Genomic DNA, 21,794 nt, shown 5'->3' with positions numbered 1-21,794 from the left:
CGGTGTCCGGTCCGGGACCCGGCCAGGCGCCCCCGCTAGCTCCGGGACCCGGTGAGGCTCCGCTCCCGGCTTGAGCCATTCCCCTGAACGTCTCGCACCGTCACCGCGCGGTTCCCCGCCGTGTCGTCCGCCGCATCGCCCGTCCCGCCCCGCGATCTCCCCGCCACGAGCCGGATGTTCTCCAGCCGGTCGAAACCGTCCAGAGCCTTCTCGCCGAGCGCCCGCAGACGCAGCAGCGTGGACAGCGGCGCGAGGGCCGCGCCCAGGCGCCGCTTCCTCGACGCGGCGGCCGCGAGCGTCCGCCTCACCCGCCTGAGATCGGCGGCCGCGGGGGCCGGTCCGTCGACCGTGCGGGCGTACCTCCGCCGCTCCTCGGCCGAGGTGATCGCGGTGATCGAGGCGATGGTCCCGGGGTCCGCACTCAGGGTCTCCGCCACCCGCCGCCCGAGGGCACGCGGGCTCTCACCCGGTCTCCGCGCCCTGCCGAAGTCGATCAGCATGTCGCACAGTTCGGCCCACGCCGCCTCCACGGCGGAGGCGCCGCGTGCGGGGGGATCCGCGGAGACGGCGGGCGCCGTCCTCGAAGGGGTCCCACCGGACACGGCCAGAACGCCGTCTGGATCGGGACCGGTGGCGGCCGGCCTGTCCATGGCCCTGCGACGCCGGTATCGGGCCGACAGCCGTACCGCGGCGGGGATCAGCAGGATCAGCAGCGCCGCCGCCACCCCGATGGCGATCTTGACCAGCAGGGGCATGCCGGGATCGGCGACGATCGGCACGCCGCCGAGGTCGCGGTCGATCTCCCGGGGGTTGCGCGGGGCGGGGCCGGAGTCGCCGGTGGCGTCGTCCGCACCGGCCGACGCGCCCGGCGAGGCGCCGGGGGACGGGCTCGCGGTGGGAGTCACCGGCAGGGTGTACTGCGGCACCTGGGCCGTTCCCTGGCCGGCGCCGCCTCCCGGAGTCGGCTCGAAGCGGAGCCACCCGACTCCCGCGAAATAGAGTTCCGGCCAGGCGTGGGCGTCGTGGGTGCGCACCGTCCACTTGTCACCGATCTTCGTGCCGCCGGTGAAGCCGATCGACACCTTGGCCGGGATGCCGAGCATCCGCGCCATGACCGCCATCGCGCTCGCGAACTGCTCGCAGTACCCCGAGCGGTCGGTCAGGATGAACTGCGACAGGGCGTCGCCGCCTGAACCGCTCGCCTTGAGGCTGTAGGTGAACGCGCCGCTCTTGGTGAACCACTCCTGGAGCTTCACGGCCTGCTGGTAGGGGGTCGTCGCTCCCTCCGTGACCCGCTGAGCCAGGCCGGCCACCCGGGGGTCGAGACCGGGAGGCAGGTCGAGGTAGCGCCGGCCGCTCGAGCCGGGTTCCGGCGCCGCCAGGTCCAGCTGTTCGGGTGTGGGCTGCGGCTCGCCCGTCACGACGCGGTAGTCGAGCCCGGCCGCCTCGTCGTCGGTGGAGAAGACCATGAGGGAGTTGCGGTCGGCCCGCCAGTCCCCGTCGGCGGCGACCTGCGTCGCCGGGTAGGGCAGCGGCAGGAACCTCAGCGTCCGGATGTCGTCACTGATCGCGATGTGCGTCTCGGCCCGTTTCACCGCCGTCGCCGGGTCGAGTCCCGGGGCGGGGGGCAGCGGCCCCTCGGACACCCGGTCCTCCGGGCGTCCTCTGAGCGGGTTGACCGTCCACTTCGTCCCGTCGAAGACGTCGAGAGAGTAGATCCGCAGGTAGCGGGGCTGGTCGTCGCTGCTGGTGTACGTCAGGACGGTGTTGTTGGCCTCCTGCCGCAGCTCGCCTCCGAGCTCGGCGATCGCGTCGGGGATGCCGATGTTGCCGCCGCCCGGGCCCAGGCCGTTGCCCACGCCGAAGCTGAACAGGGGAGCGGGCGCCAGGTTCGGCAGCAGCGCCGGCAGCAGGACGGCCAGTCCGATGGCCGTCACGCCGATCCGCCGGCCCGACAGCGCCAGCCGCCCGGTGTCGGGCGCCGCGTCCGTGGTCACGGCCCTCGTCCGCCGCACGAACACGGCCCGGCCCCACTTGCCGAGCCGTTCCCGCCCGTCCGCGACCAGCAGGCCGATGTACCCGAAGGCCCCGATCACGAAGGCGGGCCAGCTGATCGGGTCGGTCAGCACCGCCGCGGGCACGGTGAACAGCGCCAGCAGCGGGAGTCCCGCGAGCGCGGCCCGGCGCAGCCGTACGGTGAAGAGATCGACGAGGACGGCCATCAGTCCCACGCCGCCGGCCGTGAGGAGGGTGATCCCCGTGTTGGCCGGCACGGGAGGGGCGAACCGCTGGATGTCGTCGAACCCGCTGCCGAGCAGCTCGCCGAGCAGCATCACCGAGTCTTTCGTGGGGATGAACCCGATCCACGCCTTGCTCCCCGTGAACGCGGCCGTCAGATAGACGCCGAGTGCGAGGACCATGGCGGGCGGCGCGGCCCATGGTGGCGCCGCGAGGCGGGAGGCGCCCATTCCGATGGCGGCGGTGACGACGATCGCCCCCATGCTCGCCCAGAACCAGGAGCCCCCCTCGAACAGCGGGTAGAGCGTGAGTGAAACCGCGGCCGTGGCCAGCCCGGCGGCGATCGGGAGTCTCATGCCGCACTCCTCTTGTAGGCCGCCTCCGGCCAGACGGTGGCGAGCGACGTGCCCGCGGGGAGGTTGAGGACCCGCCATCCCGCACCGGAGAGCAGGGCGCGGGAGGACTCGGCCGCCTCGTCGGGGAACTGGTCCCACGTGGCCACGTCGAGCATGACCGCGACGCCGGTCACTCCGGGATGCCTCAGCCTGGCGAGCGCGCGGGCCTCCTCCGCGTCGATCGAGCCCAGAACCGCAACGATCAGCCCGTCGCCGGCACCCTGGCGGAGCGCCGTGACCCCGTGTTCGAGAGAACGCGTGGCGCTCTGCCGTACGACGGAGAGGGTGTCGACCAGCGACCAGGAGGTCCCCGAGTCGGCGAGATGTTGCGCGCCCTGGTCGGTGACCAGGCGCAGGCCCAGCCCCTCACGGGACAGGTGCACCCCGATCGAGGCCGCCGCGGAGACCGCGACCTCGAAGGACGACGACGGTCCCGTTCCGCGGTGGGCGTGCCTGCGCGTGTCGAGCAGGAGCGCGCCCCTGCTCTGCCACTGCTGCTCCTCGCGCCGGACCATCAGCTCGCCGTGCCGTGCGGTGGAGCGCCAGTGCACGCGCCGCAGATCGTCGCCCTGGCGGTACTCGCGTGGCGCCACGTCGTCGTCGCCCGCCGCGGCCACCGACCGTGTACGGCTGTCGCCTCCGCCCGTCCACTCTCCCGAGAGGCGTACGGCCGGCAGTGGAATCACCTGGGGAGTCACGACGAGTGTGTCGGTGACCGTGAACGACCGGGCGAGCTCCACCAGCCCGAAGGGGTCGGTGATCCGCACGGAGAGAGGGCCGATCGGGAAGCGCCCGCGCAGATCGGACCGCACCCTGTAGTCGATCTCCCGGACGCCGCGGGACTCCATCCGGTCCAGGACGAACCGCTGCCGGCTGCCCAGCGTGTACTGCAGGTTGTCCTCGACCAGCAGCAGACCCGTCGGCAGGCGCGTGACGTTCTCCAGCCGCAGGGTCACGATGCTGTCGTTGCCCACCTCCACGCGAGAGGGACTGAGCCGCCTCGTGCTCCGCAGCCGGTAGCGAGTCCGCGACACGACCATTGAGGCGAGCAGCGGCATCGCGATGATCAGGACGGCGACCCGTAGCAGGTCGCTCTCGCCCAGAATGAAGGCGCACAGCAGTGCCGCGACGCCCGACGCGAGGAACGAACGCCCCCGCGAGGTCAGAGCCTTCAACCCCGTCATCGGGCCTCCGTTACTTGATGTCCGGCACCGGGACGCGGCGGACCAGTTCGTCGATCACCTGCTCGGGGCGGCGATGCTGACCCTGGGCCTCCATGCTCGGCAGCAGTCGGTGCGCGAGGACGGGCACCGCCAGATCCTGCAGGTCGTCCGGGATGACGTAATCGCGGCCGGAGAGCGCGGCGTGCGCCCGGGCGCTGCGCACCAGGTGGAGGGTGGCGCGGGGGGAGGCGCCGAGCAGGAGGTCGGGAGAGTTCCGGGTCGCCGCGACGACGTCGATGGCGTATCTCTTGACCGGCTGCGACACGTACACGGCGCGGATCGCCTCGATCAGCGCGCGGACCTCGGCCGTCGTGGCGACGGGATCGAGCTTGTCGAGCGGCTGGGAGGCCCCGTGGACGTCGAGCATCTCCAACTCGGCGGCCGGCTCGGGGTATCCCATCGCGATCTTCGCGGTGAAGCGGTCACGCTGCGCCTCCGGCAACGCGTAGGTGCCCTCCATCTCGATCGGGTTCTGCGTCGCGATGACCATGAAGGGTGATTCCAGCCGGTAGGTCTCGCCGTCGACGGTGACCTGGCGCTCTTCCATGCACTCCAGGAGTGCGGACTGCGTTTTGGGCGAGGCCCGGTTGATCTCGTCGCCGACGACGATGTTGGCGAAGACGGGGCCGGGCTTGAACTCGAACTCACCGGTCTGCTGGTTGTAGGCGCTCACGCCGGTGATGTCGCTCGGTAACAGGTCGGGGGTGAACTGCACACGTCTGACGGGGCAGTCGATGGAGCGCGCCAGCGCCTTGGCGAGCATGGTCTTTCCGACACCTGGCACGTCCTCGATCAGGAGGTGGCCTTCGGCGAGGAGAACGGTGACGGTGAGGCGGATGACGTCGCTCTTGCCTTCGATCACGGATTCGATCGCGTTGCGGATCCGGTCAGCGGTGTCGACCAGAGTCTCGAGCCGGGTTTCCGCGTCGGTGACGTCGGGGGTTGCTGCCACCAGGCCTCCATGAAAGGTGCGTCCCAGAGAATGGGCGTTAAAGGTTGCTATTCCATTCTGTGTACTGACCTTATGACTGCTGGGGTTCCCGGTCGACTTTGTCTAGAAATCCGGATGAACCGGTGACGGGGCCTCGGTACGAGTTCTCCTTCTTGGCCGACTTTCGTGTGAATCCCCGGACAATGGCCCGCTCCACTTTCCTCCACCGAACTCGCGCGGGCGCGGGAAATCGGCTTCCGGGCGGCCGTTTCCGGGGTGCGGACACGCCCATGGCGCGGTGAGGGGCGTCCAGGGTGCCCCACTTCGCACCACCCTTCCTGAACTGCGGAAACGCGGCGCGAAACCGATGCCGACACGGTCTGAATCTGTTGACGGTGGGGAGAAGTGGAGTATGGTGGTGCGCAGTGGAGGGCAGGGGCTACAGCGCTGAGCGCTCCGCAAGGCACGGGAGGTGGGTCCGGTGTTCCTCGGCACCCATCAACCGCGCCTCGACGACAAAGGACGGCTGTTCCTGCCGGCGAAGTATCGTGAGGAGCTGGCGGAGGGTCTTGTGATCACCAAAGGCCAGGAGCGCTGCCTCTACGTCTTCCCCGTAGAGGAGTTCCAGCGCATCACCGAAGCTCTGCGCACCGCGCCGGTGACCGCCAAGGCGGTCCGCGACTACAGCCGCGTCTTCTTCGCCAGTGCCTCCGACGAGACTCCTGACAAGCAGGGGCGCATCACCATCCCGCCGAGCCTGCGGCAGTACGCGGGGCTGGAGCGCGACTGCGTGGTGATCGGAGCCAACACCAGGCTGGAGATCTGGGACTCCCAGGCATGGGACACCTACCTGGAAGCCCAGGAGCAGGCCTTCTCCGATCTGTCCGAGGAGGTGTTGCCAGGGATCCTGTGACCGTTTGACGTCAGACCCGTCGGTGACGTTCGGCGAGGTCTCCACCCGCTCCCCGCGGCAGCTGATGCACCTTCCCCGGTGTCAGATGTCCCGGCAGGCGATGCGGATGGGGACCTGGCCGGACGGGTCGGTCCCGCGAGGGGGGACCGGCATGGGTGGGGACCCTGAGGGTGATTCACCGGCGGCAGCCGCATATCCGCGAGCATCGAAGCGGCCAAGTTGGGGGTGGAAGCGTTGTCGGCAGAACTCGGGCACACGGGCGGTCACGTTCCGGTCATGCTCGATCGCGTGCTGGAGTTGATGGCTCCGGCATTGACCGGGCCCGACCCGGTCGTCGTCGACGCCAACCTCGGTCTCGGCGGCCACGCCGAGGCGTTGCTCGCCGCCCATCCGGACCTCCACCTCGTGGGGATCGACCGCGACCCGACCGCCATCGAGCGGTCCACGCGGCGGCTCGCGCCGTACGCCGGGCGCGTGACCATCGTCCGCGCCGTCTCGGACGAGTTGCCGGCAGTGCTGGCGGCCGCGGGGCGGCCGCGGATCAACGGCGTCCTCTTCGACCTCGGCGTCTCCTCCCCGCAGCTCGACGAGGCGGAGCGCGGTTTCGCCTACTCCTACGACGCCCCGCTGGACATGCGGATGGACCCCGAGCAGGAGCTGACGGCCGAGCGCGTCGTCAACACCTACTCCGTGGCCGAGCTGACCCGCATCCTGCGCGACTACGGCGAGGAGCGGTTCGCTTCGCGCGTGGCGGGCTTCATCGCCAAGGAGCGTGTCGGCAACCCGATCGACACCACCAAACGACTTGCCGATCTCGTCCGCACGGCGATCCCCGCCGCGACGAGACGGACCGGGGGGAACCCCGCCAAGAGAACGTTCCAGGCACTGCGCATCGAGGTGAACGGAGAGCTCACGGCGCTGGAGGAGGCCCTCCCCGCCGCGCTCGACGCGCTGGTGCTGGGCGGGCGGGCCGTCGTGCTCGCCTACCACTCTTTGGAGGACCGGCTCACCAAGCAGGTTCTCGCGGCGCGAACCAAGGACACCGGCCCCCCGGGGCTGCCGGTCCCGCTGGAGGCATACCAGCCACGGTTCCGCCTTCTGACGAGGGGAGCCGAGCTCCCGGACGACGACGAGGTGGCCCGCAACCCGCGGGCGGCCTCGGCCCGTTTGCGGGCGGCAGAGAGGATCCGCCAGGGATGAGGACGACAGAGCAGGACAGCAGGACGGCGGCCCGGCGGGTTCCCGCCCCGCCGAGGCGGACCGGTCGGCCGGTCGGCGGCGGCACGTCCGCCCCGGAGGCCCCGAGCCAGCGGCGCGGACAGACCGAGGCTCCGGCCCCGGCGAGCGCGCGTCGCGGTCAGGCCGCGGCACCGGCACCGGCTCCGGCGAGCCCGCGTCGTGGTCAGGCCACGCGTCCCGCCTCCGCATGGGCGCCGGACGCCGCTCCCGTGGGCGGCAGCACCAAGACCCTCACCCCCGACGCTCCCGTGCGGGTCGCACCGGCCGGCGCCGAGGCGCCGGAGGTCCAGGCGACCTCGCGCGAACGGTCGGCACGCTCCGCGTTCCGGCGCCCGCCGAGGGCGCCGTTCGTGCTGCTCGTCGTCGGCCTGATGTGCGGCGGCCTGGTGACCCTGCTGCTGCTGAACACCGTCCTCGCCCAGGACTCGTTCAAGCTGACCGACCTGCGGTCCAGCACGGACCAGCTCCATGAGCAGGCGGCGACCCTGGAGGGCGAACTGCGCATCTGGGACCAGCCCGGCGCGATCGAGGAGGCCGCCAAGCCCCTCGGCGTCGAGAAGGACACCACGGCTCCGCGCTTCGTCAAGACGGGTCCCTCGGTCGGGGCGGCCGACGCCGCCACGCCACGTGAAGAGGGCATGGTCAAGTGAAGGACGGCGGCCGGAGCCCGGGCCCCGGCCGCGGCGGTCCCAGCGGGCGCGGCGGCCCGGGCGGTGGGGGTCCGAGCGGACGCGGCGGCCAGGGGCCGGGTGGCGGCAGGAAGGCGCCGGGTTCCCCGGCGAGGCCCTCCGACGGGCCGTCCGGCCGTCCTCGTCCCGACCTTCCCGGCCGCCCGGGCCGCTCTCAGCGGCTCGGGCCTCCTGACGAGCCCGCCGAGGAGCGGGGGACTCGGAGGGGCGGCGGGCCGCCCGGTGCCGACGACCCGGCCCCGCCGTCACGGCCGGGCCGATCCTCCTCGGGGCAGTCCGCCAAGCCGGGCGGCTCCGGCAAGGGCACGGCGGCCGGCAATCCGGCGTCCAACGCGAAGACAGGCGGCAAGCCGGCGGCGAACGGCAAGGGGACCGGCACGGGGAAGCCTCCGGCCGGCGGCAAGTCGGGTCCGTCCGGCCGCTCTGGGCAGCCCGGCCGTACCGGCCAGTCCGGCGGCGCCGGGCAACAAGGGCAGTCCGCCCGGTCGAGCCAGTCCGGCGGTGCCGGGCAACCGGGAGCGCAGTCCGGCCGATCGGGTCAGTCCTCGCGCGCCGGGCAACCGGGAGCCCAGCATGGACAGGCCGGTCGCGCGGGCCAGGCGCCCACGCGCGGCGCGCAGACCACCCGCCCGGGCCAGGCTCCCCGGCCCGGTCAGACCGGGCCGGGCCGTACCGGTCAGAGCACCCAGCCGGGCAGGGCCGGCCTCGCCGGACAGGCCGCGTCGACCCGTGCCCAGGGATCAGGCGAGGGCCGCCCGCCGCGGCCGCCGCGTCCTCCTGCGCCGCCGCCGCGCCCGCCGGCCGTTCTGCGGCTGGGCAATCCCGGCCGCCGGCTGAACGCCGCGCTGGTCGTCATGGCGTTCGTGTTGTCGCTCTTCGCCGGCCGGCTCATCCAGCTCCAGGGGCTGGACTCGAAGGTGCTCCAGGCCAAGGCGGCGCTGCAGCGCGTCCAGCCGGAGACGCTGCCGGCGCGGCGCGGTTCGATCACGGACGTCTCCGGCAAGCAACTCGCCGTGACGGACGACGCCCGGGAGATCTACGTCGACCCGGCGGACGTCACGCCCGCGGCCCGCGACCAGATCGCGACCACACTGGCCCTGGAGCTGAACCTCCGCAAAGAGGACATCGCGGCCAAGCTGGCCAAGACCACGCAGCGGTACATCGTGGTCGCCCGCAACATCGACCCGCCGCGCGCCAACAAGATCATGAGCTACCAGTTCAAGGGCGTGGGCACCAAGGCGACCTACCGCCGCAGTTACCCGGGGGACACACTGGCCGGCGGGCTGATCGGCTTCGTCGGGTTCGACGGGCACGGCCTGTCGGGGATCGAGCAGACCTACGACAAGGTGCTCGCCGGGCAGGACGGCAAGCAGAGCGTCGAGATCGGCGGAGACGGCCAGCGCATCCCGATGACGCGGACCAGCCGCCAGGCGCCCGTGCCGGGCAGGGACGTGCGGCTGACGATCGACAGGGACATCCAGTACGCCGCCCAGGAGGCCATCGCCAAGCAGGTCAGGGCCAGCAACGCGCGCAGCGGCAGCGTGATCGTCATGGACATCAAGACCGGGCAGATCGTGGCCATGGCCAACGCGCCCGAGGTCGACCTGAACGACTGGCAGTCGGCCCCCGAGACCGACTGGGGGAACCGGGCCGTGTCCGAGGTGTTCGAGCCGGGGAGCACCAACAAGGTGATCACGGCCGCGGGCGCCATCGAGTCGGGCGCGGTCACCCCCGAGACCGTCTTCCGGGTGCCCGACCACATCACCTGCGCGGACCGGGAGATCAGCGACGCGCACCCGCACGTGCCCGAGCCGCTGACGTTCACCGGCATCATCGCCGAGTCCAGCAACGTCGGCACGATCATGGCCGCGCGTCAGATCACCGACCAGAGGCTCTACAACATGTTCCGGTCCTTCGGGTTCGGCGCCAAGAGCGGCGCCGGGGTCCCGGGGGAGGAGGAGGGCCTCCTGCCCGCCTACCAGGACTGGTCGGGAAGCCAGCGCTGCACGATCGCGTACGGCCAGGGCATCTCGGTCACCGCCCTGCAGATGGCGAGCGTCTACCAGACGATCGCCAACGGCGGCGTCCGGATCACGCCGTCGATCATCGCGGGGACCACCGACGAGCACGGGCGTTTCGTGGCCGCGGCCGCGCCCAAGCAGACGAGGGTGGTCAGCCAGACCACGGCGGACGGGATCGCGGGCATGCTGGAGGCCGCCGTCGGGCATGACGGCACCGGCACGGCCGCGTCGATCGACGGCTACCGGGTCGCGGGCAAGACCGGCACCGCCATGCGGTATGACGAGAAGTGCAAGGGATACTGCGGCTACACAGCGACATTCGTCGGGTTCACCCCGGCGGATGCCCCCCGGCTCGTGGCGCTCGCCGTCATCCAGGATCCCAAGAACGGTCATTACGGCGGCGAGGTGGCCGCCCCCGTATTCAAGGACGTCATGACCTTCGCGTTGAAGAGCAGGAAGATTCCCCCAACCGGGACGAAGGCGCCGCATGTCGTCCTTCGCGCCGGTGGGTGACGAGGAAAGGTACGCTCTCGCCGTGCGTCCCCCGTCCTCTATGCGTCCTGTGGCTGCTCCCGCCCGCCCGCTGTCCGGGCTGGCCGCCCTGCTCGGCGCCTCCTCTCCTGGAACAAGGCCGGCTCGTGGAGCCGTCACCGGCCTGACCATCGACTCGCGCCGCGTTCAGCGCGGTGACCTGTACGTGGCGCTCCCCGGCAAGACCGCCCACGGCGCCGTCTTCGCCGCGGACGCCCTCGCGGCGGGAGCCGTGGCCGTCCTCACCGACGAGGCCGGGCGCGAGAGCGCCGCGGCCACGGGCCTGCCCGTGCTGGTCGTGCCCGACCCGCGGGCGCTGCTCGGGCGGGTCGCCGCCTGGGTGTACGGCAGGCCGGCGACCGGCATCTCGATCATCGGAGTCACCGGGACGAGCGGCAAGTCGACCTCGACGTTCCTGCTCGAAGCGGGACTGCGGGCGGCGGGCCACCGCACCGGGCTCGTCGGCGGTGTCGAGATCCGGGCGGGAGACGTGCGATTCGTCCCCGAACTGACCACTCCGGAGGCGAGCGATCTGCAGGGCCTGTTCGCGCTGATGCGGGAGCAGGACGTGACCGCCGCCGCGATGGAGGTCTCCAGCCACGCCCTCGCGCTCGGCCGGGTCGACGGCGTCTTCTACGATGTCGCGATATTCACCAACCTGTCGCAGGACCATCTCGACTTCCACCGCGACCTCGACGACTACTTCGCGACCAAGGCCCGGCTGTTCACCCCCGAGTTCGCCCGGATCGGCGTGGTCAACATCGACGACGCCCACGGCCGCGAACTGGTCGGCCTGGCCGAGATCCCGATGATCACCTTCTCCGCCTCCGGCGCGCCGGAGGCCGAGTGGCGGGCGGAGAACGTGCGCCTGGGCTCCGACGGGAGCGCCTTCCGCGTCGTCGGACCGGGCGGGATCGAGGCCGACGCGTCGGTGGCGCTGCCCGGGCCGTTCAACGTGGCCAACACCCTCGGCGTGCTCGTTGCGCTCGTGGAGGCGGGGATCTCCCTGCAGACCGCGGTGGCCGGAGTCGCCGCGTTCGCCGGTGTGCCGGGCCGCATGGAGCGGGTGCGGGGAACCGACGGTTACCAGGTGATCGTGGACTACGCCCACAAGCCGGGCGCGGTCGAGTCGGTCCTGACCTCGCTGCGTTCGGTCCTGGACGACGGTCCCGGCGGCCGCCTCACCATCGTCCTCGGCTGTGGGGGCGACCGTGACAAGGGCAAACGGCCCATGATGGGTGAGCTGGCGGCCCGGCTGGCCGACGTCGCGATCCTCACGAGCGACAACCCCAGGACCGAGGACCCGCTCGGGATCCTCGCGGCCATGTTCGACGGCGTGCGGGAAGTCCCGCAGGCCGAGCGCGGCCATGTGATCATGGAGCCCGACCGTGCGGCCGCCATCGATCTCGCGATCTCCCGTGCGGAGCCCGGAGATGTGGTCGTGGTCGCCGGCAAGGGGCATGAGCAGGGTCAGTACATCGGAGACCAGGTCATCCCGTTCGACGACCGCGAGGTGGCGGCGGAGTCCGTCCGCAGGAAACAGGGCGGGCCGCCGGGTGGAGGAGCCGTCGGTGGGTGAGCGCGGACTCAGCGCGGGACCCGGCCGCCCCCAGGCGGCCTTCCGGTACCTGGTCTCACGATCTCGGGCCGACTTCTAAGATTGCTGAACTCGACTGATCACGCGAAAGAGAGCAGGAAAGACGCATGATCCCGTTGCCGCTGGCCAGGATCGCCGAGATCACCTCGGGCGCCCTGACCGGCATGGCCGACCCCCGGGCCGTGGTGCACGGTCCCGTCGTGATCGACTCTCGCGCCGCCGAACCGGGGTCGCTGTTCGTGGCGATCAAGGGTGAGCGTGTGGACGGGCACGACTTCGCGCAGCGGGCCCATGAGGCGGGGGCGGCGGCCGTCCTGGCCGCCAGGCCCGTCGAGGCGCCCGCCGTGATCGTCGGCGACGTGCTGACGGCACTGGCCGATCTGGCCAGGGCCGTGATATCCGATATGCCCGCTGTGACCGTGGTCGGCGTGACCGGGTCGGCGGGAAAGACGACGACGAAGGATCTGATGGCCCGGCTCGCCGCGCGCATCGGCCTCACCGTCGCCCCCGTCGGCTCGTACAACAACGAGATCGGCCACCCGCTGACCGTGCTGAAGGTGGATCGGACCACGCGTTTCCTGGTCCTCGAGCTCAGCGCGAGGAACATCGGCCACATCGCCCACCTGGCGAGCGTCGCGCCGCCCCGCATCGGGGTGGTGCTCAACGTCGGCACCGCCCACCTCGGCGTGTTCGGAGGCAAGGACGCGATCGCCCAGGCGAAGGGCGAACTCGTCGAGGCACTGCCCGCGGACGGCGTCGCCGTGCTCAACGCCGACGATCCCCTGGTCCGCGCGATGGCCGGCCGTACGAACGCCAGAGTCACCTACTTCGGTCGGTCGCCGGACGCGCACGTCCGCGCGGAGGACGAGGTGATCGACGAGCGTGGCCGCGCGTCCTTCACGTTGCGCACGCCGACCGGCGCGGCACCGGTGCGCCTGCGCCTGTACGGCGCGCACGCGGTGGAGAACGCGCTGGCCGCCGCGGCCGCGGCCTACGAACTCGGCCTGCCGGTGGCCACGATCGCCGAGGAGATCTCGCAGGCCGAGCCGCGAAGCCGGTGGCGCATGGAGGTCACCGACCGGCAGGACGGCGTCACCGTGATCAACGACGCGTACAACGCCAATCCGGACTCGATGCGGGCGGCCTTCGAGAGCCTCGCGACGATCGGCGGGGCACGGCGGCGTTTCGCCGTGATCGCGTCCCTGCGCGAACTCGGCGAGGACAGCGCCGCCCTGAACGAGGACCTCGGGCGGCTCGCCGCGGGCTCCGGGCTCGAGGCTCTGATCGTCGTCGGGCAGGACGCCGGGCCGGTTCTCGCCGGCGCCCCGGGCGCGCTGCACGTCCCCGACGTGGACGCCGCGACGGCGGAACTGTCCGCACGGCTGGCGCCCGGCGACGTGGTGCTGGTGAAAGGGCCGCGCGCGGCCGGGCTCGAACGGGTCGCCGAGGCGATCCTCGGAGGTGACGCCCGATGAGGAACATCCTCATCGCGGCCGCGATTTCGCTGCTGCTCTCGATGGCCGGCACCCCCCTGGCCATCCGGCTGTTCGCCAGACGGGGGTACGGCCAGAACATCCGCGAGGAGGGCCCCTCCGGGCACTACGACAAGCGGGGCACGCCCACCATGGGCGGCACCGTCATCGTGATCGCGTCGCTGATCGGCTACTTCACGGCCCATCTCTCGACGGCCTTGTCCGGCAACGTCGAGCCGCCGACCGCGTCCGCCCTGCTCGTGCTGTTCCTGATGACGGGGCTCGGGCTGGTCGGCTTCCTCGACGACTTCATCAAGATCTACAAGCAGCGCAGCCTCGGTCTGCGCAGCGGCGCGAAGGCGGCCGGCCAGCTCATCGTCGGCGCGATCTTCGCGGTGCTCGTCGTCCGGTTCCCCAACGGGTACGACATCACCCCGGCCGAGACGCGGCTGTCGTTCCTGCGCGACTTCGGCCCGTCCATCGGCCTGCTGGGCTTCACGATCTGGGTGCTGTTCTTCATCGTGGGCTTCTCCAACGCGGTGAACCTCACCGACGGCCTCGACGGCCTGGCCTCGGGCGCGACCTGTCTGGTCCTCGCGGCGTACGTGCTGATCGGCAACTGGCAGCTGCGCAACAGCTGCACGGTGTTCTTCGGCCCCAACTGCTACTGGGTGCGCGATCCGCTCGACCTCGCCGTGGTCGCCGCGGCGGTGCTCGGCGCCTGCTTCGGCTTCCTGTGGTGGAACGCCCCGCCGGCCAAGATCTTCATGGGGGACACCGGCTCCCTGGCACTCGGCGGCGTGATCGCGGGTCTCGCCTTCACCACCCGCACGCAGTTACTGCTCGTCATCCTGGGCGGCCTGTTCGCGATCATCACCATGTCGGTGATCATCCAGGTGGGCTTCTTCAAGATGACCAGAAGACGTGTCTTCCGCATGGCTCCGCTCCAGCACCACTTCGAGTTGTCGGGCTGGGCGGAGACGACGATCGTGGTCCGGTTCTGGCTGATCGCCGCGCTCTGCGTGGCCGCCGGGCTCGGCCTGTTCTACCTCGAATGGATGCCCAAACAGTGAGTGTCGTCGTCGCCGGGCTGGGGGTGTCCGGCACGGCCGCCGCCCGCGGCCTCGCCGGGAGCGGTGAGCGGGTGATCGTCCTGGAGGCGATCGACGGGGAGCGGCAGCGGGCCGCGGCCGCCGAACTCGCCGCCTCCGGGATCGAGGTGCGCTTCGGCGAGCCGGTCCTGCCCGAGGGCACGTCGCTCGTCATCACCTCGCCGGGGTGGCGTCCCGACCATCCGCTGCTGGTCGCCGCGGCCGAGGCCGGGATCGCCGTGATCGGCGAGGTCGAGCTGGCGTGGCACCTGCGCGCGTCGGACGGCTCCGCCGCCCCCTGGCTCGCGCTCACCGGCACCAACGGCAAGACCACAGCGGTCCGGATGCTCACCTCCATCCTCTCGGCGGCCGGGCATAGGGCTCTCGCGGCGGGGAACGTCGGCCTTCCGATCGTGGAGGCGGTCCGCGGGCCGTACGACGTGCTCGCCGTCGAGTTGTCCAGCTTCCAGCTCCACTGGTCCTCCAGCCTCGAGCCGATGGCCGCAGCCGTCCTCAACGTGGCGCCCGACCACATCGACTGGCACGGCTCGCTGGAGGAGTACGCCGCGGCGAAGGCCCGGATCTTCGAGAACGCCGGGATCGTCGTCTACAACGCCGACGACGAGGGGTCGGCCCGGCTGGCCGAGCCGTACGGGCAGGGGCGGCGCCTGGTGAGCTTCACCCTCGGCGTGCCGAGGCCGGGACAGCTCGGCGTCGTGGAGGACCTCCTGGTCGACCGGGCGTTCGTGTCCGACCCCGTCAACGAGGGGGAGGAGCTCGCCTCGCTCGCCGACGTCCGTCCCTTCGCGCCGCACAACGTGGCCAACGCGCTCGCCGCGGCCGCGCTGGCCCGCGCCTACGGCGTGCCCCCCGAGGCGGTACGGCGCGGCCTCGCCGACTTCGTCCCCGACCCCCACCGGATCGCGCACGTGGCCCGGGTCGCCGACGTCGACTACGTGGACGACTCCAAGGCCACCAACCCCCACGCGGCGGCCGCCTCCCTGGCGTCCTACCCGTCGATCGTCTGGATCGCCGGCGGCCAGCTCAAGGGCGCGGACGTCGACGACCTCGTACGGCAGGCCGCCCCGCGCCTGAAGGGGGCGGTGCTCCTGGGGGCCGACATGGAGCGAATCCGCGAGGCATTGGCGCGACACGCCGTGGATGTCCCTGTGGTGGAGGTGCCAGGGCAAGACACTGGGGTCATGGACCGTGTCGTCACCGAAGCCGCCCGGCTCGCCTCCCCCGGAGACACCGTGCTGCTCGCCCCCGCCGGGGCGTCGCTGGACATGTTCGTGAGCTACGGAGCGCGTGGGGAGGCATTCGCGCGAGCCGTGCGTCGCCTGGCGGAACGGTGACGGCGCAGCAGGCGGAGCAGGCTCCCGCCACCTGGTCCCGCACGCATCTCGCGGGGCTCAGGGAGCTGCTGAGCCGCCCGCTGACGTCCTATTACCTGGTGCTCGGCTGCAGCGCCCTGCTGCTGGCCCTGGGTCTCATGATGGTCCTGTCCGCGTCGAGCATCGAGGCGCTGCAGAAGACCGGCAATCCCTTCTACTGGTTCATCAAGCAGTCGATGTCGGTCGCGATCGGCATCCCGCTGATGTGGATCTGCTCCCGGTTGCCGCAGCGGTTCTTCCGGCTGGCCGGATATCCGCTGATGGGCATCTCGATCATCGGTCTGCTGATGGTCATCTTCATCGGCGAGGAGCTGCTCGGCGCCCAGCGGTGGATCGCGATCGGGCCCCTGTCGATCCAGCCGTCGGAGCCGGCCAAGCTCGGTCTCGTGTTGTGGGGGGCCGACCTCCTCGCGAGGAAGGCCCGCGCCGGCCGGATCGAGTGGCGGCACCTGCTGATCCCGCTGATGCCCGGCACGGCGATCATCGCCGTGCTCGTCATGCTGGGCCGCGACCTGGGCACGACCATCGTGCTCATGCTGATCTTCCTGGCCCTGTTGTGGGTGGTCGGCGCGCCGGTGCGGCTGTTCGGCGGAATCCTGGGGCTCCTCGTGCTCGCCACGGTCATCATGATCATGGTCGAGCCGTACCGGATGGACCGCCTGACGGGCTTCCTGAAGGTCTGGGAGAACGCGCAGGGCTCCGGTTTCCAGGCGGCGCAGGGACAGATCGCGATGGGCTCGGGGGGCTGGTTCGGGCTCGGCCTCGGCAGCAGCCGGCAGAAGTGGGACTGGGTGCCCCACGCCGAGAGCGACTTCATCTTCTCGATCCTGGGCGAGGAACTCGGCCTCATGGGCACGCTCGTCGTCGTCGCTCTGTTCGGGTTGCTCGGATACGCCGGGCTGCGGATCGCCTCGCGGACCACCGAGCCGTTCATCCGCCTCGCGGCAGCCGCCTGCGTGGCATGGATCGCAGGTCAGGCGATCGTGAACATCGGCGCGGTCATCGGGGTCTTCCCGATCACGGGTATCCCCCTTCCATTGGTGTCGTACGGAGGATCGGCCCTGTTGCCGACCCTTGCGGCACTCGGCATGTTGTTGTCGTTCGCCAAACGGGAGCCCGGCGCCGCCGAGGCCCTGGCCGTCCGTGGACCCGGACCCTTCGCCAGGGCTCTAAGCTGGCTTGGCCTGGGTGGCCGCCCGAGGCGTTGACAGGGAACGAGGAGTGACATGAGGGTGGTCCTCGCCGGCGGCGGAACGGCCGGCCATATCGAGCCGGCACTCGCTCTGGCCGACGCGCTTCGCCAGCAGGACCCGGCGATCGGGATCACCTGCCTCGGCACGGAAAGGGGCCTGGAGACGAGACTCGTCCCCGCCCGCGGCTATGAACTCGAGCTAGTGCCGGCTGTGCCGTTGCCCCGGTCGATCACGCCGAAGCTGCTCGCCGTCCCCGGCCGTCTGGCGGGTGCGATCAACGCCGCCGCCGGGATCCTCGACCGGGTCAAGGCCGACGTGCTCGTCGGGTTCGGCGGATACGTCGCGACGCCCGCCTATCTCGCCGCGCGGCGGCGGGGCGTCCCGATGGTGGTGCACGAGGCCAACCCGCGTCCCGGCCTGGCCAACAGACTGGGCGCCCGCATGACCGACCACGTCTTCACCGGTCATCCGGACGCCTCGCTGCCCAACGCGGAGTACATCGGCATCCCGCTGCGCCGCGAGGTCGCGACCATGGACCGCCTGTCCCTGGGGGACAAGGCGAGGTCGTACTTCGGGCTCGAGTCCGACCGGCCGACCCTGCTGGTGTTCGGCGGATCGCAGGGCGCGCGCTCGGTCAACCAGGCGGCGCTGGAGGCCGCGCCCTACCTGCGCAGGGCCGGCATCCAGGTGCTGCACGTGATCGGGCCGAAGAACGCGGTCGAGGTGGAGCCGCCTCCCGGCGACCCGCAGTACGTGATCCTCCCCTACGTCGACCGGATGGACTACGCCTACGCCGCGGCCGACCTCGCGCTGTGCCGCAGCGGCGCCATGACCTGCGCGGAGCTCACCGCCGTCGGCCTGCCCGCCGCGTATGTCCCGCTGCCGCACGGCAACGGCGAGCAGCGGCTCAACGCCGAGCCGATCGTCAGGGGCGGCGGGGGCATAATGATCGACGACGCCCAGCTGTCCGCCCGCTGGATCGTCGAGACCCTGCTTCCCATCCTGAACGACCCGGAGCGCGTCATGACCATGTCCGAGGCCGCGTCCCGCATGGGCCGCAAGGACGCCGACGTGACGCTCGCCCGCAAGGTGCTGGAGATCGCTTCCCGATGATCGTGTACATGAGCGCGGCCCCGGCGGGACGGGGAGAGGTGATCGGGCGATGAGCCTCGTCAAACTTGTGGAGCCCATTCCCGCGGCCGACCTCGGCCGCGTGCACTTCATCGGCATCGGCGGCGCCGGCATGTCGGGCATCGCGCGGATCCTGCTGAAGCGCGGAGTGCCGGTGTCGGGCAGCGACGCCCGCACCTCCGAGATGCTGAACGAGCTGCGCGAGCTCGGCGCCACCGTCCACGTGGGGCACGCCGCCTCTCATATCAGGGACGTCAACACGGTCGTCGTGTCCACCGCGATCCGCGACTCCAACCCCGAGCTGGGGGAGGCGCTGCGGCAGAACCTCCGGGTCATCCCGCGAGCGGCCGCCCTCGCCGCCGTGATGGCCGGCCGCAACGGCATCGCCATCGCCGGCACCCACGGGAAGACCACCACCACCTCGATGCTGACGGTCGCACTGCAGAAGTGCGGCGCCGACCCGTCGTACTGCGTCGGCGGTCAGCTCGTCACCACCGGTCTCGGTGCGGACGAGGGCGCCGGCGAGGTCTTCGTGGCCGAGGCCGACGAGAGCGACGGGTCGTTCCTCATGCTCGCGCCGCGCATCGCGGTCGTGACCAACGTCGAGGCCGACCACCTCGACAACTACGGGGATCCGCAGGCGGTCTACGACAGCTTCGCCCGCTTCGTCGAGCGGGTCGGCTCGGTGCTGGTCCTGTGCGCGGACGACCCGGGCTCGGCGGACCTCGCGCCCATCGCGAGGGCGCGCGGCCTCAAGGTCGTCACGTACGGCGAGGCCGCCGGCGCGGACTACCGGATCGCCGACGTGGTGCCGCACGGCCTGGGCCTGGAGTTCACCGTCGCCGGGCACGGCGCCGTACGGCTGGCCGTCCCCGGGCGGCACAACGCGTTGAACGCGACCGCGGTGATCGCGGTGGCGCTGGAGCTCGGCCTGCCGTTCGGCGAGATCAGGGAGGGCCTGTCGGCCTTCACCGGCGCCAAGCGCCGGTTCGAGGCCAAGGGCGAGGCCCGCGGCGTCACGGTGTTCGACAGCTACGCCCATCACCCGACGGAGCTGGCGGCCGATCTGCGCGCCGCGCGCGACGTGGTGAAGGGCGAGGGCCGGGTCATCGCCGTGTTCCAGCCGCATCTCTACTCACGCACCAGGTTCTTCGCGACCGAGTTCGGCGAGGCGCTGGGGCTGGCCGACGAGGCCATCGTCCTGGACGTGTACGGCGCCCGCGAGGATCCGGAGCCGGGCGTGTCCGGCGCGCTGGTCGCCGGCAAGGTGCCGCTGCCGTCCGAGCAGGTCGCCTACGCGCCGGACCGCGACGCGGTGCCCGCCCTCGTGGCGGCCCGGGCGCGGTCGGGGGACATCGTCCTCACGATGGGCGCGGGCGACGTTACGGAACTCGGCCCCCGCATCGTCGCGGAGCTGGCCGCACGGTGAGGCTCGCCACCCGGCGCACGATCCTGGCCACCCTGCTCACCGGCGGGGTGGTGGGTGTGGCCACCTGGGTGGTGTTCTTCTCGCCGGTGCTCGGTGTGCGGTCGATCGAGGTCACCGGGGACGTCACCGTGCCGGCCGATCAGCTCAGGCAGGCCGCGGGCGTCCGGCTCGGCACGCCGCTCGCCACCGTCGACCTCGGACTGGTCGAGCAGCGGGTGCGCGCCGTCCGCGAGGTCGAGTCGGCCCGGGTGGACCGGGCCTGGCCGGGGACCTTGCGGGTGGCCGTCGTCGAGCGCACGGCGATCGCGGTCGCGCTCCTCGGCCCGGGCAGGTCGGCGGTGCTGGACCGCTTCGGCGTGATCCTGCGGGAAGTGGCCGTGGCACCGCCGCGGTTGCCGCTGCTGCGTGTCCAGCGCCTCGCCGCGGACGACCCCTCGACCCGCTCCGCCCTCACCGTGCTGAGCGTGCTCCCCGGGGACGTGCTGGCCCGGGTCAGCCAGGTGCGCGCGCCGTCGCCCAAGTCGGTCACGCTCAAGCTGACCGACGGCCGGACCGTCATCTGGGGCGACGCCGGCCGCGCCGCGGAGAAGGGACGTCTGCTGACGACCCTGCTCACCAGGCCCGCGACCAGCTACGACATCAGCTCGCCCAAGGTGGTGACCGTCAAGTGAGGTATCTCACCTGCGGTTCGGCGGGCCCGCGACCGAAAAGGACAGCGCGCGACACGCCGGACGGCCGTGCGGCGCGGTTAGTTGACCCTGGGGGAGGGGCAACCCTACTGTCCGTATCAATCTCAGGTTGACATAACTCTAAATCTCAACTTGAGGGTGAGAGTTAGAGAGCGCGGGCGCCGCCCGCACGAAACGTAAACGAGCGGAAAGGCCCCTCGTCGTGGCAGCACCGCAGAACTACCTCGCGGTCATCAAGGTCGTCGGCATCGGCGGCGGCGGAGTGAACGCCGTAAACCGGATGATCGAGGAGGGACTCAAGGGCGTCGAGTTCATCGCCATCAATACCGACGCCCAGGCGCTGCTGATGAGTGACGCCGATGTGAAGCTCGACGTCGGGCGTGAGCTCACCCGGGGTCTCGGAGCCGGGGCGAACCCGGACGTCGGCCGCAAGGCCGCCGAGGACCACCGCGAGGAGATCGAGGAAGTCCTCAAGGGCGCCGACATGGTCTTCGTCACCGCAGGAGAGGGTGGCGGCACCGGCACCGGCGGCGCGCCGGTCGTGGCCGGCATCGCCCGGTCCCTGGGTGCTCTGACCATAGGTGTGGTCACCCGGCCCTTCAGCTTCGAGGGCAAGCGCCGGGCCATGCAGGCCGAGGCCGGCATCGAGACCCTCCGCGAGGACGTCGACACCCTCATCGTCATCCCGAACGACCGGCTGCTGTCGATCTCCGACCGTCAGGTCAGCGTGCTCGACGCGTTCAAGGCCGCCGACCAGGTCCTGCTGTCCGGTGTCCAGGGCATCACCGACCTGATCACCACGCCCGGCCTGATCAACCTGGACTTCGCCGACGTGAAGTCGGTCATGTCCGGCGCCGGTTCCGCCCTCATGGGCATCGGTCACGCCAGGGGAGACGACCGCTCCGTCGCGGCGGCCGAGATGGCGGTGTCCAGCCCGCTGCTCGAGGCCAGCATCGACGGCGCGCACGGCGTGCTCCTGTCGATCGCCGGCGGGTCCGACCTCGGTCTCTTCGAGATCAACGAGGCGGCCCAGCTCGTGTCCAGCGCGGCCGCGTCCGACGCCAACATCATCTTCGGTACGGTCATCGACGACGCGCTCGGCGACGAGGTCCGCGTGACGGTCATCGCCGCGGGGTTCGACGAGCCGGCCGTGACCAAGCCGGCGGCCGCGCCGCTGTCGAGGCCCCAGCAGACCCGCCCGCCGACGCCGGCGCCCTCGTCGCGGCCCGCGCCGCCGCCCGCACCGGCCAAGCCGGAGGTCCGGGCCGACCTGCCGCTGAACCGGCCGATCGCCACGCCGGTCCCGCCGGTCGCTCCGTCGGCGGGATCCGCGGCGCCGCCCGCACCGCCCGTGAGCCAGCCGGTCGCACCGGCGGCGCAGCCCGCCGCGGCGTCCGAGGGATCGGCGCAGTTCGGCCGGGACGCGGCGGCCGAGGGGGGCGCCCGTTCCGAGCAGGGGCAGGCGAGCACCTCGGGACCGTTGTCGATTCCGCGGCCCACGCCGGAGCCGCCCACTCCCATCACCTCGCGCGTCACCCAGCCGGCCCCGCGCCGTCCCGTGGTGTTCGAGGAGCAGGAGGAGGAGCTCGACGTGCCGGACTTCCTCAAGTGAGCACCG

16 protein-coding genes are annotated in these 21,794 nt (G+C 71.7%); 13 read left to right on the top strand and 3 right to left on the bottom strand.

Annotated elements, in window-relative coordinates; genetic code table 11:
* Window positions 1–35: 35 nt before the first annotated feature.
* The 3 genes from Pmi06nite_RS00865 to Pmi06nite_RS00855 are packed head-to-tail and all read right to left on the bottom strand — an operon-like array spanning window position 36 to window position 4,808.
* The gene (locus tag Pmi06nite_RS00865) at window positions 36–2,594 is read right to left on the bottom strand and encodes a transglutaminaseTgpA domain-containing protein (protein ID WP_203950825.1); all 2,559 of its coding nucleotides are present in this window, start codon (window positions 2,592–2,594) and stop codon (window positions 36–38) included.
* Window positions 2,591–3,817 (bottom strand): DUF58 domain-containing protein, encoded by a 1,227-nt coding sequence (locus Pmi06nite_RS00860; protein WP_203950824.1) that lies wholly within the window; start codon window positions 3,815–3,817, stop codon window positions 2,591–2,593. The genes Pmi06nite_RS00865 and Pmi06nite_RS00860 overlap by 4 nt, the downstream gene beginning before the upstream one ends.
* A gap of 10 nt (window positions 3,818–3,827) precedes the next feature.
* Window positions 3,828–4,808 carry an AAA family ATPase gene (locus tag Pmi06nite_RS00855; protein ID WP_203950823.1) on the bottom strand — a complete coding sequence of 327 codons (981 nt, stop codon included), beginning with the start codon at window positions 4,806–4,808 and terminating at the stop codon, window positions 3,828–3,830.
* Between the two features lie 460 nt (window positions 4,809–5,268).
* Here Pmi06nite_RS00855 and mraZ point away from each other — a divergent pair, with 460 nt between their 5' ends.
* The 13 genes from mraZ to ftsZ all read left to right on the top strand — a co-directional run bounded on the left by mraZ (window position 5,269) and on the right by ftsZ (window position 21,788).
* Window positions 5,269–5,700, top strand: a complete 432-nt coding sequence (mraZ, locus tag Pmi06nite_RS00850) for a division/cell wall cluster transcriptional repressor MraZ (RefSeq protein WP_203950822.1) — start codon at window positions 5,269–5,271, stop codon at window positions 5,698–5,700.
* Window positions 5,701–5,919: 219 nt separating this feature from the next.
* Window positions 5,920–6,900 carry a 16S rRNA (cytosine(1402)-N(4))-methyltransferase RsmH gene (rsmH, locus tag Pmi06nite_RS00845; protein WP_275409535.1) on the top strand — a complete coding sequence of 327 codons (981 nt, stop codon included), beginning with the start codon at window positions 5,920–5,922 and terminating at the stop codon, window positions 6,898–6,900.
* On the top strand, window positions 6,897–7,589 hold the full coding sequence (gene ftsL, locus Pmi06nite_RS00840; RefSeq protein ID WP_203950820.1) for a cell division protein FtsL: 693 nt from the start codon (window positions 6,897–6,899) through the stop codon (window positions 7,587–7,589). Before rsmH ends, ftsL begins: the two co-directional genes overlap by 4 nt.
* A gap of 893 nt (window positions 7,590–8,482) precedes the next feature.
* A complete protein-coding gene (locus Pmi06nite_RS00835; RefSeq protein WP_203951004.1) occupies window positions 8,483–10,162 on the top strand; it encodes a peptidoglycan D,D-transpeptidase FtsI family protein in 1,680 nt (559 codons plus the stop codon).
* Between the two features lie 40 nt (window positions 10,163–10,202).
* Entirely contained in the window at window positions 10,203–11,759 is a 1,557-nt protein-coding gene (locus tag Pmi06nite_RS00830) for a UDP-N-acetylmuramoyl-L-alanyl-D-glutamate--2,6-diaminopimelate ligase (RefSeq protein ID WP_203950819.1), read from the top strand.
* A gap of 125 nt (window positions 11,760–11,884) precedes the next feature.
* The gene (locus Pmi06nite_RS00825; RefSeq protein WP_203950818.1) at window positions 11,885–13,252 is read left to right on the top strand and encodes a UDP-N-acetylmuramoyl-tripeptide--D-alanyl-D-alanine ligase; all 1,368 of its coding nucleotides are present in this window, start codon (window positions 11,885–11,887) and stop codon (window positions 13,250–13,252) included.
* Window positions 13,249–14,322: a phospho-N-acetylmuramoyl-pentapeptide-transferase gene (gene mraY / locus Pmi06nite_RS00820; protein WP_203950817.1), complete on the top strand. Its 1,074-nt coding sequence runs from the start codon at window positions 13,249–13,251 to the stop codon at window positions 14,320–14,322. The genes Pmi06nite_RS00825 and mraY overlap by 4 nt, the downstream gene beginning before the upstream one ends.
* Window positions 14,304–15,695, top strand: a complete 1,392-nt coding sequence (gene murD / locus Pmi06nite_RS00815) for a UDP-N-acetylmuramoyl-L-alanine--D-glutamate ligase (protein WP_203950816.1) — start codon at window positions 14,304–14,306, stop codon at window positions 15,693–15,695. Before mraY ends, murD begins: the two co-directional genes overlap by 19 nt.
* Window positions 15,692–16,942, top strand: coding sequence for a putative lipid II flippase FtsW (gene ftsW / locus Pmi06nite_RS00810; protein ID WP_239113424.1), 1,251 nt, complete (start codon window positions 15,692–15,694; stop codon window positions 16,940–16,942). The genes murD and ftsW overlap by 4 nt, the downstream gene beginning before the upstream one ends.
* Window positions 16,943–16,960: 18 nt before the next feature.
* Window positions 16,961–18,040, top strand: coding sequence for an undecaprenyldiphospho-muramoylpentapeptide beta-N-acetylglucosaminyltransferase (gene murG / locus Pmi06nite_RS00805; protein ID WP_203950815.1), 1,080 nt, complete (start codon window positions 16,961–16,963; stop codon window positions 18,038–18,040).
* 49 nt (window positions 18,041–18,089) lie between these two features.
* Window positions 18,090–19,487, top strand: a complete 1,398-nt coding sequence (gene murC / locus Pmi06nite_RS00800; protein WP_203950814.1) for a UDP-N-acetylmuramate--L-alanine ligase — start codon at window positions 18,090–18,092, stop codon at window positions 19,485–19,487.
* Entirely contained in the window at window positions 19,484–20,158 is a 675-nt protein-coding gene (locus Pmi06nite_RS00795) for a cell division protein FtsQ/DivIB (protein ID WP_239113421.1), read from the top strand. Before murC ends, Pmi06nite_RS00795 begins: the two co-directional genes overlap by 4 nt.
* 220 nt (window positions 20,159–20,378) lie before the next feature.
* Complete coding sequence (ftsZ, locus tag Pmi06nite_RS00790) at window positions 20,379–21,788, top strand: cell division protein FtsZ (protein WP_203950813.1); 1,410 nt, start codon at window positions 20,379–20,381, stop codon at window positions 21,786–21,788.
* Window positions 21,789–21,794 lie beyond the last annotated feature (6 nt).

Source organism: Planotetraspora mira (genome assembly GCF_016863275.1).
GTDB classification, from domain to species: domain Bacteria; phylum Actinomycetota; class Actinomycetes; order Streptosporangiales; family Streptosporangiaceae; genus Planotetraspora; species Planotetraspora mira.
This window is presented reverse-complemented; position numbering and strand designations above follow the sequence as displayed.